A 13319-nucleotide genomic window follows, 5' to 3' on the forward strand; every position below is an offset into this window, starting at 1 on the left:
TGGCCCCCCGCCACCGTCCCCGACAAGGGCCGGCCAGCTTACAGCTGGGCGGCCACCGCGTCCGACAGATCGAAGTTGCCCGTCACGTTCTGGACGTCGTCGTCGTCTTCCAGCGTGTCGATCAGCTTCATCAGCTTCTGCGCGGTTTCCAGGTCCGTGACCTCGGTCGGAGCCTGCGGCTTCCAGATCAGCTTGGCCGTTTCCGATTCACCCAAGGTCGCTTCCAGCGCCTGAGAGACCTCGTTCAGCGCGGTGTCGGCGCAATAGATCCAGTGGCCATCCTCATCGGTCTCGACATCGTCGGCGCCCGCCTCGATGGCGGCTTCCATGACCGTGTCGGCATCGCCCGCGGACAGCGGATACATGATCTCGCCCACGCGGTCGAACATGAAGCTGACCGATCCGGTCTGGCCCATGTCGCCGCCCGACTTGGTGAAATAGCTGCGGACGTTGGATGCCGTGCGGTTGCGGTTGTCGGTCATCGCCTCGACCACAAGGGCGATGCCATTCGGGCCGTAACCCTCGTAGCGGATCTCCTCGTAGTTCTCGGCGTCGCCCCCGATCGCCTTCTTGATGGCGCGGTCGATCACGTCCTTGGGGCAGGAGTTCGACTTGGCTTCCTTTACCGCCAGGCGCAGGCGCGGGTTCTTGTCAGGGTCGGGATCGCCCATCTTCGCGGCGACGGTGATTTCCTTCGCCAGCTTGGAAAACAGCTTCGACCGGGCCGCATCCTGACGGCCCTTGCGATGCTGGATGTTGGCCCATTTGGAATGGCCTGCCATGATCGGTCGTCCTTCGCAGTTCTTCACAGGATTCGCGCGCTTTTAGTCCAGCCGGACGGCGCATCGCAAGACGCCCCACGCAGAAGAAAGGCGCCCGATCCTTCCGGATGGGCGCCCGCAGGACAGTATCGCTGCAGCGGATCAGATCGCGGCGGAAACGCCCAGGATGCGGCGGACCTCGCCGTCGCGGGTCAGGCCGCGGCGGGCCAGTTCGGCGTCACTGATGCTGTTCAGGCGCTCAAGCTCCCGGACCTTCGGGCTGGCCTCGGCGATCAGCACCAGAACCTTGCCGATGGCAACGAAAGGCGCGGCGATCAGCCCCAGGACCGAGCTGCGCGGTTTTTCGAAAGTGATCGTGTTTGCCATCTGGAAACTCCTTTGCAACACAAAGCCGTTTCCCCCCTTGTTCAATCATATCGGCCAATGACTTGGCCGGAACAATGGCTAATGCTGCATAGCAGCATTGCATCTGCTTAAAGCGGCCAGAACAGCGGGATGACCAGGCAGGCGACGATGCCGCAGATGATGTCCAAGGGCACGCCCACGCGCACGAAATCGCTGAATCGATAGCCGCCGGGGCCATAGACCATCATGTGCGTCTGATAGCCGATGGGCGTGGCGAAGGCGACCGTGGCCGAGAACATCACCGCCACGACATAGGCGCGGGGATCGTGGCCCAGCGACTGCGCCAGTGCGATGGCGATCGGCGTCAGCAGCACGGCGACCGCGTTGTTTGACAACAGCTCGGTCATCAGCAGACCCAGGAAATAGACCGCGATCAGCGTCGCGAAGGGCGGTAGGTCGCGCAGCCAGGGCGTGACGAAGTCCACGATCAACTGGACGGTGCCGGTATGCTCCAGCGCCTCTCCCACGGCCAGCATGGCGAAGATCATCGCCATCAGCCGGGCATCGATGAACGAGAACGCTTCCTCGGCATCGATGCAGCGGGTGATCAGGATCACGGCCGAGGCAAGAAAGGCCAGAACCATGATCGGCGCGACATCCAGTGCCGCCAACGTCACCACGGCCAGCAGGCAGACGATGGCGATGGGCGCGCGTTCGCGGCGATAGGCCCGGATCGACGGGCGCGAGACATCGACCAGTCCCATGTCCGCCGCCAGCCGGGCAATATCCTCGGGCGCGCCCTCCAGCAGCAGCGTGTCGCCCACGCGGACCACAAGGTCGTCCAGTTGCCGCCCCATGTTCTGGTCGCGCCGATGCGCCGCCAGCACATAGATGCCGTAGCGGCGGCGCAGGCGCATGTCGCCCAAGCGGCGGCCGATCAGTTGCGCGCCCGGCGAGATCAGGACCTCGACCGTCTCGGTGGCGACCGAGCTCAGCTTGTCCACGACCTGCAGGTTCTTGTTGCCCAGGAACTCCAGCAGGTCGGCCATCTCGGACCGCAGCACCACGCGGTCGCCGGGTTCCAGCACCACCTCGGCCAGGTTGCGCCGCAGGGACGCATCGCCGCGCAGAACGTCGATCAGGCGCACGGCCTCGCGCTTGAACAGCGCCACCTCGACCGCCTTCTGGCCCACCAGGCTTGAATCCTGGGGAATGGCGAGTTCGGTGAAGTACTTCATCCCCCGCCGCGATCCCAGGAAACCGGCCAGCGAGGTCCGGTCGGGCAAGAGGCGCCGTCCGAACAGGGCGAAATAGGCGACGCCCGCCAGCGTGATCGCGATGCCGACCGGGGCGATCTCGAAAATCGAGAAGGGCTCCATGCCCTGTTCGCGCGCCACCCCATCCACAAGAAGGTTGGTCGAGGTTCCGATCAGCGTGATCATCCCGCCAAGGATGGTGAAATAGCTGAGCGGCATGAGGATCTTGGAGGGCGCCATCTTCAGCCGGGCGGCAAGCTGGATGCAGATGGGGATCATCACCGCCACGACGGGCGTGTTGTTCATCACCGCCGAGGCGACGATGACGAAGGCGAACAGCGCGCAGATCGTCAAGGCAGGGTTGGTGGTCGCGCGCGCCGTCACCAGCCGCGACATCATCTCCAGCGCGCCGGTGCGCAGCAGGCCGCCCATGATCAGGAACATGAAGGCGATCGTCCAGGGGGCCGAGTTCGACAGGACGCCCGCCGCGTCCTCGGCCGGCAGCAGCCCAAGGACCAGCATGGTTGCGGCCGAACCGATGGCGACGACCTCGGGCGGCTGCTTCTCGCGGATGAACTGGATGAAGGTGATCGTCACGATGACCAGCATCGCGATCGCCGCGTTCGTTCCGGTCAGGTCAAATCCAAGCATGAGCTTCCTGTCGATCCGCCGACGACCGGCCGGCCCAGGCGGGTGATAGAATTGTTTTCCCCGTCACCGCAAGCGGTCTATGCAGGATGCGTCTGGGCAAGACGGCCGCCGTCGCGCACGGATTCGATCGCCGTGGCGCGGCCGGTGCGGTCGTCCGTCACGATCAGGGCGCCGGACAAGGTCGCCTCGCCCTCGGCCGGGGTGAAGCGGTCGCGGGTCATGCCGGTGATGAAGCGCCGCAGCGGCTCGGTCTTTTCCATGCCGATGACGCTGTCGTAATCCCCGCACATGCCGGCGTCGGACTGGTAGGCCGTCCCGCGAGGCAGGATCTGCGCATCGGCGGTGGGCACATGCGTATGCGTCCCCACCACGCCCGAGGCGCGGCCGTCGCAGAAATGGCCGGCGGCCATCTTCTCGCTTGTCGCCTCGGCATGGAAATCGACAAGCGCGGCCTGCACCATGCCGCCCGGCGGGTGCGCGCGCAGAACCGCGTCAAGCGCCGAAAAGGGATCGTCATAAGGGCGCGACATGAACACCTGCCCCAGCGCCTGCGTGACCAGCAGCTTGCGCCCGCGCGCGTCGCTGATGATGGCGCTGCCCCGGCCCGGCGCTTCCTTCGCATAGTTCAGCGGCCTGACGATGCGAGGCTCGCGATCGACAAAGGCCAGCATGTCCTTCTGGTCGAAGGCATGGTCGCCCAGCGTCAGGCAGTCCGCGCCGGATTCCAGAAGCAGTTGCGCGTGACCCGCCGTGCAACCGCGCCCGCCGCTGGCGTTTTCGGCGTTCACCACGACCAGGTCGGCCTTCAGGCGGGCCCGCAAGGGGGCCAGCCGCTCGACAATCGCGCGCCGGCCGGCGCGCCCCATCACATCGCCAAGAAAGAGAATTCTCATGGCCGGTGGTTACGCCCGAAGTGCGGTCGCTTCAAGGCGTCTCTGGACAGGGTGGCGCCGCGTTGCCATCCTGCCGCGACAGGAAAGGGATGGAGATGGATCAAGCCGATTGGGCCGCTGTCGAAGCGGCCGGGGGAACCCTGCGTCTTTGGCTGATGCACGACGGGGCCGCAGGCGCCGGGATCACCGCCCCCGACAACGCAGATCCCGTCGCAGCCCTGCGCGAGATGCTGCTGCCATTGCTGGGGACCGGGGCCAGGATCGACGTGATCGCGGCGGGTTGGCCGGGCAGCGCGTCCGCCAGGGTGCCTTGCGCACCCCCGCCGCCCCTGCCCCCGGTCGAGATCGATCCGCAGATCACGCTGCATCGCCTGCCCGGCCTGGTGCAGGACCGGCCGACAGACCTGATCGGCACGGCCGCCGCCCGCATCGCCGGACATCTGGCGACCCATCCCGATTTTGACGGCGTTCTGTGCCTTCCGGGCGAGGGAACGGTCTGGGCCCATGTCGGCGCGGGCGAGATCGTCAGCTTTCGCAGCTTCCTGACGGTCGAGTTGCTGGACAGGCTGACCCTGATCGACAGCGCGCCGGACACCGGCCCCGGCTTTGCCGAGGCGGTCCGCCAAGCCATGTCCCGCCCGGCAGGGCTGGCAGGCGATCTGTCCACGATCCGGGCGCAGGTGGCGCTGGAGCACCTGGATCTGGCCGCTGCCCATGCGGCGACGGCAGGCCTGCTGATCGGTGCGGAACTTGCGGCGGCAAGGCCCTGGTGGCTGGGCCAAGCCGTCACCATCCTTGGCGCGGGCTGGCTGGCCGACCGCTATGCCGAGGCCCTGGGCCTGCAGAGGGTCGTTCCGGCGGCCGCCGATCCCACGCAGGCGCTGCTGGACGGATTTCGCGCGGCACGCCGGATGCTCTGACGGGGGAACCCCGGCGGCGGCTTGCGGTTCTGTTGCCGACACCGAAGGAGCACCGCCATGACCGAGACCACGCCCGACCTGACCTGCGACGTGGCGATCATCGGGGCGGGAACGGCGGGGCTGGCGGCGGAACGGGCCGCCCGCGCGGCAGGCGCACGCACGCTGCTGATCGACGACGGCTTTGCGGGAACGCTTTGCGCCACCGCCGGCTGCATGCCGTCCAAGCTGCTGATCGCTGCGGCCCGCGCCCATGCGGACCTGGACAGGGCGCGCGCCATGGGCATCGACATTCCCCCGGCGCGCGTCGATGGCCGCAAGGTGATGGCGCGGGTCAGGGCGGAACGGGACCGCTTCGTGCAGGCGACCAGACAAAGCTATGCCGATCTGCCCGAGGGAACCTGCCTTGATGCCCGCGCGCGCTTTGTCGCGCCGAACCGGCTGCAACTGGACGACGGGCGGCATGTGGACGCAAGGACCGTCGTGATCGCGACAGGCTCCACCCCGGTCATCCCCAAGCCCTATCGCGACCTTGGGGCGCGCCTGCTGACCAACGAGTCGGTCTTTGAACTGGAGGATCTGCCGCAAAGCCTTGCAGTGATCGGTGCCGGGCCACTGGGCGCCGAACTGGCGCAGGCGATTGGACGACTGGGCGTCCGGGTGGTGCTGTTCGACAACGGCGACCGGTTGGCCGGCATCCGCTGCGACAAGGTCCATGATGCCTATCGCGCGATCTACGCCGCGGATGTCACCCTGCGGCTTGGCTGCAAGCCGGAACCGACGGCTACCGACAACGGCATTCGCCTGCGATGGGACGGCGAAACCGAGGATTTCGACTACGTTCTTGTCGCGACAGGCCGCGCCCCGGCGTTGAAGGACCTGAACCTTCAGGCTACGGGCCTGGACCTTGACAACAAGGGCGTGCCGCAGCTTGACCGCAAGACGATGCGCTGCGGGGATTCCGCCATCTTCATGGCGGGCGACGCCGATGGCGATGCGCCCGTGCTGCATGAAGCCTTGATCGACGGCAATATCGCGGGAACCAATGCCGCCCGCTGCCCCGAGGTCGAGCCGCGGGACAGGCCGACCTTGTTCACCATGACCTTCACCGATCCGCCCATCGCGGCCATCGGCGCCCCTCCCGACAAGTGCGCCCTCAACGCGCATGGCGACTATTCCGACCAGGGCCGTGCGCGTGTCGAGCATAAGGCAAAAGGGATGCTGCGCCTCGGCGCCGATGAATCGGGAACGCTGATCGGTGCCGACCTGGCAGTGCCGGGGGGCGACCACATGGCGCATCTTCTGGTCGCGGCGATCATGGCCGGGGCAACGGCGTCGGATCTTCTGCGGACACCCTTTTATCACCCGACCTTGGAGGAAGGGCTGAAACCTGCCCTGCGCGATCTTTGCGGGCAGGCCAACCTGACGACAGGCGACAACAGCAACCCGCCGGGGGCATGATGACAGAACGCGTGATCGAACTTGGCAACGGCTTCTGGAACATCCGCGGCAACCTGCGGATCGGCGGGCTGGTCAACGTGGGAACGCAGTGCTCGCTTGTCCGGCTGTCCTCGGGGCGCTTCGTGTTCCTGGACTCCTATGCCTTCGGGGAACAGGTGGCGGATCAGGTCATGGCGCTGACCGATGGCGGTCGCGCGGTCGAGGCGGTCCTGAACCTGCACCCGTTCCACACTCTGCACTGCAAGACCATGCACGAGATGTTCCCGCAGGCGCAGTTGTTCGGGTCGGACCGTCATCACCGCAAATGGCCCGACCTGCCCTGGCAGCCCGAGGCCGTCGAATCACCAAAGGTCGCCTCGCGATTTTCCGACCTTCGCTTTTCGCTGCCGGACGGCATCGACTACATCTGCCAGAACGAACGGGTCCACGCCGGATCGCTGCTGGCCTTTCACCCGGCCAGCGGCACGCTGCACGTGGACGACACGCTGAACGTGCTGCCGATCCCCGCCTTGCTGAGGCGGCTGCTGCGGATGCCCCGCCTGGGCTTCCATCCCACCTTGGGGCAGGCATTGCAGGACCGGCCCGGTGCGGCGCAGGATTTCCGGGCTTGGGCGCTGCGCATCGCCGAAGACTGGCGCGACACCCGCACGGTCTGCGCGGCGCATTCGGCCACGCTGGCGATCAAGCCCGGCAGCTTTCCCGATCACATCAGGACCGCCCTGGCGCGCGCCGAGCCCGCCCTGAAACGCTTCGAGGCGAAGCGCGCCTAGGCCAGCCGCGCGATCAGGGACGAGGTGTCCCAGCGCCCGCCGCCCATCTGCTGCACGTCCTTGTAGAACTGGTCCACCAGGGCCGTGACCGGCAGTGATGCCCCGACCTCGTCCGCGGCGGCAAGGCAGATGCCAAGGTCCTTGCGCATCCAGTCCACGGCAAAGCCATGCTCGAACTGGCCCTGGTCCATGGTCTTGTGGCGGTTGACCATCTGCCAGCTTCCGGCCGCGCCCTGGCTGATGACCTCGACCACCTTCTCGACCTCCAAACCGGACTTCTTGGCAAAGGCCAGCGATTCGGACAGCGCCTGCACCAGCCCGGCAATGGCGATCTGGTTGCACATCTTGGTGATCTGGCCCGCGCCAACGTCGCCCATGCGGCGGCAGATCTTGGCATAGGCGCCGATCACCGGCGCGGCGCGGTCGAAATCACCTTGGTCGCCGCCGCACATGACCGACAGTTGGCCGTTTTCCGCCCCCGCCTGCCCGCCCGAGACCGGGGCATCCACATAGCCAAGCCTCGCCGCCTGCGCCGCCTGCGCCAGTTCGCGGGTCACGGCCGCCGAAACGGTGGTGTGATCCACGAAGACCGCGCCCGGCTTCATCCCGGCGAAGGCGCCGTCCGCGCCAAGGCAGATCTGGCGCAAGTCGTCGTCGTTGCCCACGCAGGTCATGACGAAGTCGGCATCCGCAACGGCCTCGCGCGGGGTTCCCGCCCAGGCGCCATCGTGGCGGGCGGCCCAGTCCTCGGCCTTGGCCCGGGTGCGGTTGAAGACCGTGACGTCGTGGCCCGCTGCCTTCAGATGCCCCGCCATCGGCGCACCCATGACGCCCAACCCCAGAAATGCCAGCCTAGCCATTCAGCCCCCGTTTGCCGATCCGGCGCCCGCCCTCCGTTGAACTGGCGCCGCGCCTCCATTATGCAGCACACCAACATCCCGGCGTGCCATGGTCAAGCACCCGGTACCCCCAAAAACAGGCGGCGGACCGGCCCATGGATCATCTTCCGACATGCTGACCCTTTTCCGCTGGCTTCTGCGGCTGACCATCGGCCTGATCCTGCTGGGGGTCGTCGCGGTGGTGCTGGCCTGGTATTTCGCCGTCCGTTCCCTGCCGGACTACAACGCGACGCTGCAGGTCCAAGGGATCTCGGCCCCGGTCGAGATCGTGCGGTCAACCGAGAACGTGCCCCACATCTTCGGCCAGACGGACGAGGACGTGTTCTTCGCCCTGGGCCTTGCCCATGCGCAGGACCGCCTGTTCCAGATGACCCTGCTGCGCCGCGCGGCCCAAGGCCGCCTGTCCGAGGTTTATGGCGCAGGTGCCTTTCCCGCCGACGACCTGGCCCGGCGGCTGGAGCTTTACCGCAACGCAAGCGCCTCGCTGGAGTCGCAGGACCAGGCGACACAGGCGGCGCTGCGGGCCTATTCCGACGGCGTGAACCAATGGATCGCCCAGATCAACAAGGGCGCGCTTGGCCGTGGCGCTCCCGAGTTCTTCGTCCTGCCGCAGGACATCGCCTACTGGCAGCCCGCCGACTCGCTGGCGATCCTGAAGCTGCTGGCCGCCGCGTCCAGCAATTCCGCGGCCGAGGAGATCCTGCGTGCCCGCCTGTCGCTGACATGGCCAGAGCGGGGCGCGGACCTGCTTCTGGGCGAAGGCAATGCGCCCGCCCTGCCCCGCTATGCCGACCTGTTTCCCGGCGCCCGGCTTGCTCCGCCCGAGGCCCGGCAGGGTCCCGCGCCGGAACGCGACGCAACCGATTTCCTGCGCCCGAACGGCGGCCTGGGGGCCAACGGCTTTGCAGCGGCCGCCGACCGGACGGCGGCGGGCGGGGCGCTGTTGGCCAGCGACCCGCAGGCGCCGCTCGTGGCGCCCTCGCTTTACTACCTCGCGCGGATGCAGTTGACATCCGGGGGCGTGATCGGGGCCACGGTGCCGGGGATGCCGGTGGTCTTTTCCGGCCGCAACCCGCAGCTTGCCTGGGGGATAACGCCCGCCCCCATCGACGACGCCGACATCGCCATCGAGGAGATCCAGCCGGGCCGCAAGGACCGTTACCGCGGCGCGGGCGGCTGGACCGAGTTCACCACCCGGCGCGAGGTGATCCGCGTCTTGGACGAGCCGAACCGCGCCGTCACCCTGCGCAGCAGCCGCAACGGTCCCCTGGTGCCGCTGCTGGACCCCGGCCTGGCCGATGTCACGCCCATGGGCCATGTCGCGGCGCTGCGCTGGACCGGGCTGTCGCGGACCGATACGACCATGTCGGCGCTGATCGGCATGATGCGGGCGACTGACGCCAGCAGCGCGGCGACGGCGCTGGGCCGTGTCGTCGCCCCGGCGATGGCGGTGACGCTGGCCGATGCCGACGGCATCCGGCAGGTGACGGTCGGCGCCATGCCGCAACGCGCGGCAAGCCACCCGACCGGCGGCGCGCTGCCCGTTCCAGGCTGGCTGGCCGAGGGGGAATGGTCCGGCCTCGTGCCCATGACCGAGGATGGCGCCACGACCGGCGGTCTTGCCTTCGCGACCGAGGAGCGCGGCCCCCTCGCCCTGCGCCGCGCCCGCCTTTCGCACCTGCTGAACGACCGAGAGGTCCATTCCCGTGACAGCTTCATCGCGGCGCAGCTTGACATCGTCAGCCCCGCCGCCCGCGCGCTGCTGCCGCTTGTCGGGGCCGATCTGTGGTTCACCGGCGAACCCGCCGCGCCCGGCACCCCGGAACGCCAGCGCCAGGACGCGTTGAACCTGCTGGCCGAATGGGACGGCGCCATGAGCGAGCACCTGCCCGAGCCGCTGATCTATTCCGCCTGGATGGGTGCGCTGCAGGACCGCCTGATCCGGGACGAGCTTGGCCCCGTGGCCGACGACATCCGCAGCCTGCATCCGGGCTTCATCGACTCGGTCTTTCGCAACCGCAACGGCGCCGGCATCTGGTGCGACATCGTGCAAAGCGCCCCTTCCGAGGATTGCACGACCATTGCCCGGCAGGCGCTGGACCGCGCCATCCTGGAACTGGCGCAGCGCTATGGCCCCGACGTGACCAGCTGGCGATGGGGCGATGCCCATCTGGCGCGGCATGTCCATCCGGGGCTGGGCCAGATCACGGCGCTTGGCTGGATCGTGAACCTGACGCAATCCATCTCGGGCGGGACATTCACCGTGTCGCATTCCACGCTGCTGGGGACCGGCGCCACGCCGTTCGAGGCGGGGACCGGCCCCGCCTATCGCGGCGTCTATGATCTGGCCGATCCCGACAGCTCGGTCTTCATCATCTCGACCGGGCAATCGGGGCATCCCTTGTCGCGCCATTACGACGACCTGGCGGGGTTGTGGCGTCGGGGCGAATACATCGGCATGTCGCTGGACCCGCAACTGGCCCGTGCCGCGGCCACCGGGGTCACGACGCTTCAACCGGCCGGCCGGTAGGTCAGTCGAACAGCACCACCTGCCGGATCGCCTCGCCCCGGTCCAGCATGTCGAAGCCTTCGTTGATCTGGTCCAGCGTCAGGGTGCGGGTCAGCAGACGGTTCACCGGCAACTGCCCTGCGCGGTACATGCGGATAAAGCGCGGAATGTCGCGCTGGGGGACGCAGGATCCCATGTAGCTGCCCTTCACCGTCCGCTCGTCCGCGACGATGTTGACGGCGGGAATGCGGAACTCGGCCGTGGGCGGCGCCAGCCCGGCGCTGACCGTCTGCCCGCCGCGCCGTGTGATCGCATAGGCAAGCTGAAAGGCCGGCGCCGCGCCTGCAAGCTCGATCGCGTGATCGACGCCGCCGCCGGTCAGGGCGCGGACATGATCGACAATGCCATCCCTTGCCGCATTGAGGGTTTGCGTCGCCCCCAGGTCGCGGGCCAGCGACAGCTTGTCGTCGGACAGGTCGATGGCGACGATCTGGGTCGCGCCAGCCGCCACGGCGCCCAGCAGCGCCGCAAGCCCCACGCCGCCAAGGCCGATAATGGCGACGCTTTGCCCCGGCTGGACGCGGCAGGTGTTCAGCACCGCACCCACCCCGGTCTGGACCGCGCAGCCGAACAGCGCCAGTTCCGCGAAGGGAATGTCGTCGGCATCGACCTTGACGACGGAATGGCGCGACACGACCGCATGATCGGCATAGGCCGAGACGCCGCAGTGATGATGGATGTCATGCCCCGCGCCATGCAGCCGCATCGCGCCCGACATCAGCACGCCCCTGCCATTCGCCTCGGCACCCGGCAGGCACAGCGCGGGACGCCCCTCGGCGCAGGGAAGGCAGCCGCCGCAGGTCGGTTGAAAGGTCATCACCACCCGGTCGCCAGGCCGCAGGTCGCGGATGGCGGCACCCACCTCGACCACGGTTCCGGCGGCCTCGTGCCCCAGGACCATGGGCACGGGCCGGGGCCGGTTGCCATTGATGACCGACAGGTCCGAATGGCACAGGCCCGCTGCGCCGATCCTGACCAGGACTTCCTCAGGGCCGGGCGGGTCAAGCTCGACCTCCTCGATCCCCAAGGGCCTGCTTTCGGCAAAAGGCGCTGCGGCCGGAGACGACCTGAGAACGGCGGCGCGGATTTTCATGATGTTTCTCCCCTGTGTCGCGATGTTTCATGGCGGAGGGGGGCGCATCAAGCGAAATGCCGGCCTTGGATAAGCCGACATTCGCAGGGCGCAGATGCGGCACTATCCTGCCGTGGACAGGATCCTGCGCCAGCGGTGGAACAGGTCGGCGCCGACCTGACGGGTCTCGGCCAAGGCAAAGCGCGGTGCATCGGCCAGCCGGACAAGCTGCATGGAAGCGACGGCGGGCAGCCCGTCCCCACCCAGCACGACCCCTGCCGTGAAGCCGACGATCTGATCGACAAGTCCCTGGCCCAGCAGGGACGCCGCCAGCACCCCACCGCCTTCGCAGAAGACGCGGGTGATCCCCTGCCGGGCAAGGTGTTCCATCGCTTCCGACGGCGAGGCGTCGATCTGCCACAAGGGACCGTGCGCCGGACCCTCGGACGGCAGGTCGGGCAACGAGCGGGACGAAAGCACGACACGCACCGGCTGGCGCGGCGTGGTCATGCCGCGGACGTTAAGCGACGGCCGGTCGGCGCGGGCCGTGTTCCCCCCCACCAGGATCGCGTCATGCGTCATTCGCAGCGCGTGGACATGCAGCCGGGCCGAGGGGCCGGTGATCCACTGGCTTTCGCCGCTGGCCGTGGCGATGCGGCCGTCGAAGCTGGTCGCCAGCTTCAGCGTCACGAAGGGCCGCCCCCGCTGGATGCGCGACAGGAACCCGGCCTGCAACTCGCGCGCTTCGGCTTCTCGGATGCCTTCGGTCACGACAATGCCGGCGTCCCGAAGCATCCGATGCCCGCGCCCGCCAACCCGTGGGTCAGGATCGGTCAGGGCCGAGACGACACGGGCGATCCCGGCCTGGACCAGCCCTTCGGCACACGGCGGCGTCCGGCCGTGATGGGCGCAGGGTTCCAGCGTGACATAGGCGGTGGCGCCCTTGGCCAGCGGTCCTGCCTGGTCCAGCGCCATCCGCTCGGCATGGGGGCGGCCGCCCGGCTGGGTCCATCCGCGACCAACCACATGGCCGTCGCGGTGGATGACACAGCCCACGGCGGGATTGGGCCAGACATTGCCCAGACCGCGGCGCGCCAGCCGCAAGGCATGGGCCATGTGGCGAAGGTCGTCCTGCGCGGTCACGTCAGTCGTTGGCCGCGCCGGGCCGCAATTCCGATACGAACTTGTCGAAGTCGTCGGCGTCCTGGAAGTTCTTGTAGACGCTGGCAAACCGGACATAGGCGACGTTGTCGATGCGCGACAGCGCTTCCATCACGATCTCTCCGATCATCTTCGACGGGATGTCCGTCTCGCCCGTGCTTTCCAGCCTGCGCACGATGCCGCTGATCATCTGCTCGATCCGCTCGGGCTCGACCGGGCGCTTCTGCATGGCGATGCGGATAGACCGGGCCATCTTGTCGCGGTCGAAATCCTCGCGCCGGCCGCTGGTCTTCACGACCACCAGATCGCGTAGCTGCACCCGTTCATAGGTCGTGAAGCGGCCCCCGCAGGCGGGACAGAACCGGCGGCGGCGGATGGCGACGTTGTCTTCCGCGGGGCGCGAGTCCTTGACCTGCGTATCGACGTTTCCGCAAAACGGGCAGCGCATCCGATTGTCCCCTTCGGTCCTCCGGTCACCAACACTATAGGCAGCTTGGCAGGGATTGGGTAGCTTTATCCCCAAGGCACAACATATTAGCCGCG

The 13319-nt window shown here is 67.9% G+C and carries 12 protein-coding genes; 4 read left to right on the forward strand and 8 right to left on the reverse strand.

Annotation, left to right across the window (positions count from 1 at the left end; genetic code table 11):
• Positions 1 to 38: 38 nt before the first annotated feature.
• The 4 genes from J0F76_RS06100 to J0F76_RS06115 form a co-directional block, all read right to left on the reverse strand.
• Entirely contained in the window at positions 39 to 782 is a 744-nt protein-coding gene (locus tag J0F76_RS06100) for a YebC/PmpR family DNA-binding transcriptional regulator (protein ID WP_207466873.1), read from the reverse strand.
• A 141-nt stretch (positions 783 to 923) separates the two neighbouring features.
• Positions 924 to 1148, reverse strand: a complete 225-nt coding sequence (locus J0F76_RS06105) for a hypothetical protein (RefSeq protein ID WP_207466875.1) — start codon at positions 1146 to 1148, stop codon at positions 924 to 926.
• A gap of 107 nt (positions 1149 to 1255) precedes the next feature.
• On the reverse strand, positions 1256 to 3034 hold the full coding sequence (locus tag J0F76_RS06110; protein ID WP_207466877.1) for an SLC13 family permease: 1779 nt from the start codon (positions 3032 to 3034) through the stop codon (positions 1256 to 1258).
• Positions 3035 to 3111: 77 nt separating this feature from the next.
• The gene (locus J0F76_RS06115; protein ID WP_207466879.1) at positions 3112 to 3927 is read right to left on the reverse strand and encodes a TIGR00282 family metallophosphoesterase; all 816 of its coding nucleotides are present in this window, start codon (positions 3925 to 3927) and stop codon (positions 3112 to 3114) included.
• A 95-nt stretch (positions 3928 to 4022) separates the two neighbouring features.
• Here J0F76_RS06115 and J0F76_RS06120 point away from each other — a divergent pair, with 95 nt between their 5' ends.
• Genes J0F76_RS06120 through J0F76_RS06130 form a run of 3 tightly spaced genes read left to right on the forward strand, consistent with a single transcriptional unit; the run spans position 4023 to position 7075 of the window.
• Positions 4023 to 4847 (forward strand): 2-dehydro-3-deoxygalactonokinase, encoded by an 825-nt coding sequence (locus J0F76_RS06120; RefSeq protein ID WP_207466881.1) that lies wholly within the window; start codon positions 4023 to 4025, stop codon positions 4845 to 4847.
• Positions 4848 to 4904: 57 nt separating this feature from the next.
• Positions 4905 to 6305, forward strand: coding sequence for a dihydrolipoyl dehydrogenase (locus J0F76_RS06125; protein ID WP_207466883.1), 1401 nt, complete (start codon positions 4905 to 4907; stop codon positions 6303 to 6305).
• Entirely contained in the window at positions 6302 to 7075 is a 774-nt protein-coding gene (locus J0F76_RS06130) for a hypothetical protein (protein WP_242690026.1), read from the forward strand. Before J0F76_RS06125 ends, J0F76_RS06130 begins: the two co-directional genes overlap by 4 nt.
• On the opposite strand, the gene J0F76_RS06135 is transcribed toward J0F76_RS06130, so the two are convergent.
• Positions 7072 to 7935 (reverse strand): NAD(P)-dependent oxidoreductase, encoded by an 864-nt coding sequence (locus J0F76_RS06135; protein WP_207466884.1) that lies wholly within the window; start codon positions 7933 to 7935, stop codon positions 7072 to 7074. The genes J0F76_RS06130 and J0F76_RS06135 overlap by 4 nt on opposite strands.
• Positions 7936 to 8086: 151 nt before the next feature.
• Here J0F76_RS06135 and J0F76_RS06140 point away from each other — a divergent pair, with 151 nt between their 5' ends.
• On the forward strand, positions 8087 to 10504 hold the full coding sequence (locus J0F76_RS06140) for a penicillin acylase family protein (RefSeq protein WP_207466886.1): 2418 nt from the start codon (positions 8087 to 8089) through the stop codon (positions 10502 to 10504).
• 1 nt (position 10505) lies between these two features.
• Here the strand turns inward: J0F76_RS06140 and J0F76_RS06145 are convergent, their stop codons facing one another.
• The 3 genes from J0F76_RS06145 to nrdR all read right to left on the reverse strand — a co-directional run bounded on the left by J0F76_RS06145 (position 10506) and on the right by nrdR (position 13224).
• On the reverse strand, positions 10506 to 11636 hold the full coding sequence (locus tag J0F76_RS06145) for a zinc-dependent alcohol dehydrogenase family protein (protein WP_207466888.1): 1131 nt from the start codon (positions 11634 to 11636) through the stop codon (positions 10506 to 10508).
• Between the two features lie 102 nt (positions 11637 to 11738).
• Positions 11739 to 12731 carry a bifunctional diaminohydroxyphosphoribosylaminopyrimidine deaminase/5-amino-6-(5-phosphoribosylamino)uracil reductase RibD gene (ribD, locus tag J0F76_RS06150; RefSeq protein ID WP_207466996.1) on the reverse strand — a complete coding sequence of 331 codons (993 nt, stop codon included), beginning with the start codon at positions 12729 to 12731 and terminating at the stop codon, positions 11739 to 11741.
• 28 nt (positions 12732 to 12759) lie between these two features.
• Positions 12760 to 13224: a transcriptional regulator NrdR gene (nrdR, locus tag J0F76_RS06155; protein ID WP_207466890.1), complete on the reverse strand. Its 465-nt coding sequence runs from the start codon at positions 13222 to 13224 to the stop codon at positions 12760 to 12762.
• Positions 13225 to 13319: the final 95 nt, after the last annotated feature.

Source organism: Paracoccus fontiphilus (assembly GCF_017356265.1).
Lineage (GTDB): Bacteria > Pseudomonadota > Alphaproteobacteria > Rhodobacterales > Rhodobacteraceae > Paracoccus > Paracoccus fontiphilus.

Excerpts from the sequence above, each read along its gene's own strand:
- J0F76_RS06100 (WP_207466873.1), bottom strand. The coding sequence starts at position 782 with ATGGCAGGCCATTCCAAATGGGCCAACATCCAGCATCGCAAGGGCCGT.
- J0F76_RS06105 (WP_207466875.1), bottom strand. The coding sequence starts at position 1,148 with ATGGCAAACACGATCACTTTCGAAAAACCGCGCAGCTCGGTCCTGGGG.
- J0F76_RS06110 (WP_207466877.1), bottom strand. The coding sequence starts at position 3,034 with ATGCTTGGATTTGACCTGACCGGAACGAACGCGGCGATCGCGATGCTG.
- J0F76_RS06115 (WP_207466879.1), bottom strand. The coding sequence starts at position 3,927 with ATGAGAATTCTCTTTCTTGGCGATGTGATGGGGCGCGCCGGCCGGCGC.
- J0F76_RS06120 (WP_207466881.1), top strand. The coding sequence starts at position 4,023 with ATGGATCAAGCCGATTGGGCCGCTGTCGAAGCGGCCGGGGGAACCCTG.
- J0F76_RS06125 (WP_207466883.1), top strand. The coding sequence starts at position 4,905 with ATGACCGAGACCACGCCCGACCTGACCTGCGACGTGGCGATCATCGGG.
- J0F76_RS06130 (WP_242690026.1), top strand. The coding sequence starts at position 6,302 with ATGATGACAGAACGCGTGATCGAACTTGGCAACGGCTTCTGGAACATC.
- J0F76_RS06135 (WP_207466884.1), bottom strand. The coding sequence starts at position 7,935 with ATGGCTAGGCTGGCATTTCTGGGGTTGGGCGTCATGGGTGCGCCGATG.
- J0F76_RS06140 (WP_207466886.1), top strand. The coding sequence starts at position 8,087 with ATGCTGACCCTTTTCCGCTGGCTTCTGCGGCTGACCATCGGCCTGATC.
- J0F76_RS06145 (WP_207466888.1), bottom strand. The coding sequence starts at position 11,636 with ATGAAAATCCGCGCCGCCGTTCTCAGGTCGTCTCCGGCCGCAGCGCCT.
- ribD (WP_207466996.1), bottom strand. The coding sequence starts at position 12,731 with ATGGCCCATGCCTTGCGGCTGGCGCGCCGCGGTCTGGGCAATGTCTGG.
- nrdR (WP_207466890.1), bottom strand. The coding sequence starts at position 13,224 with ATGCGCTGCCCGTTTTGCGGAAACGTCGATACGCAGGTCAAGGACTCG.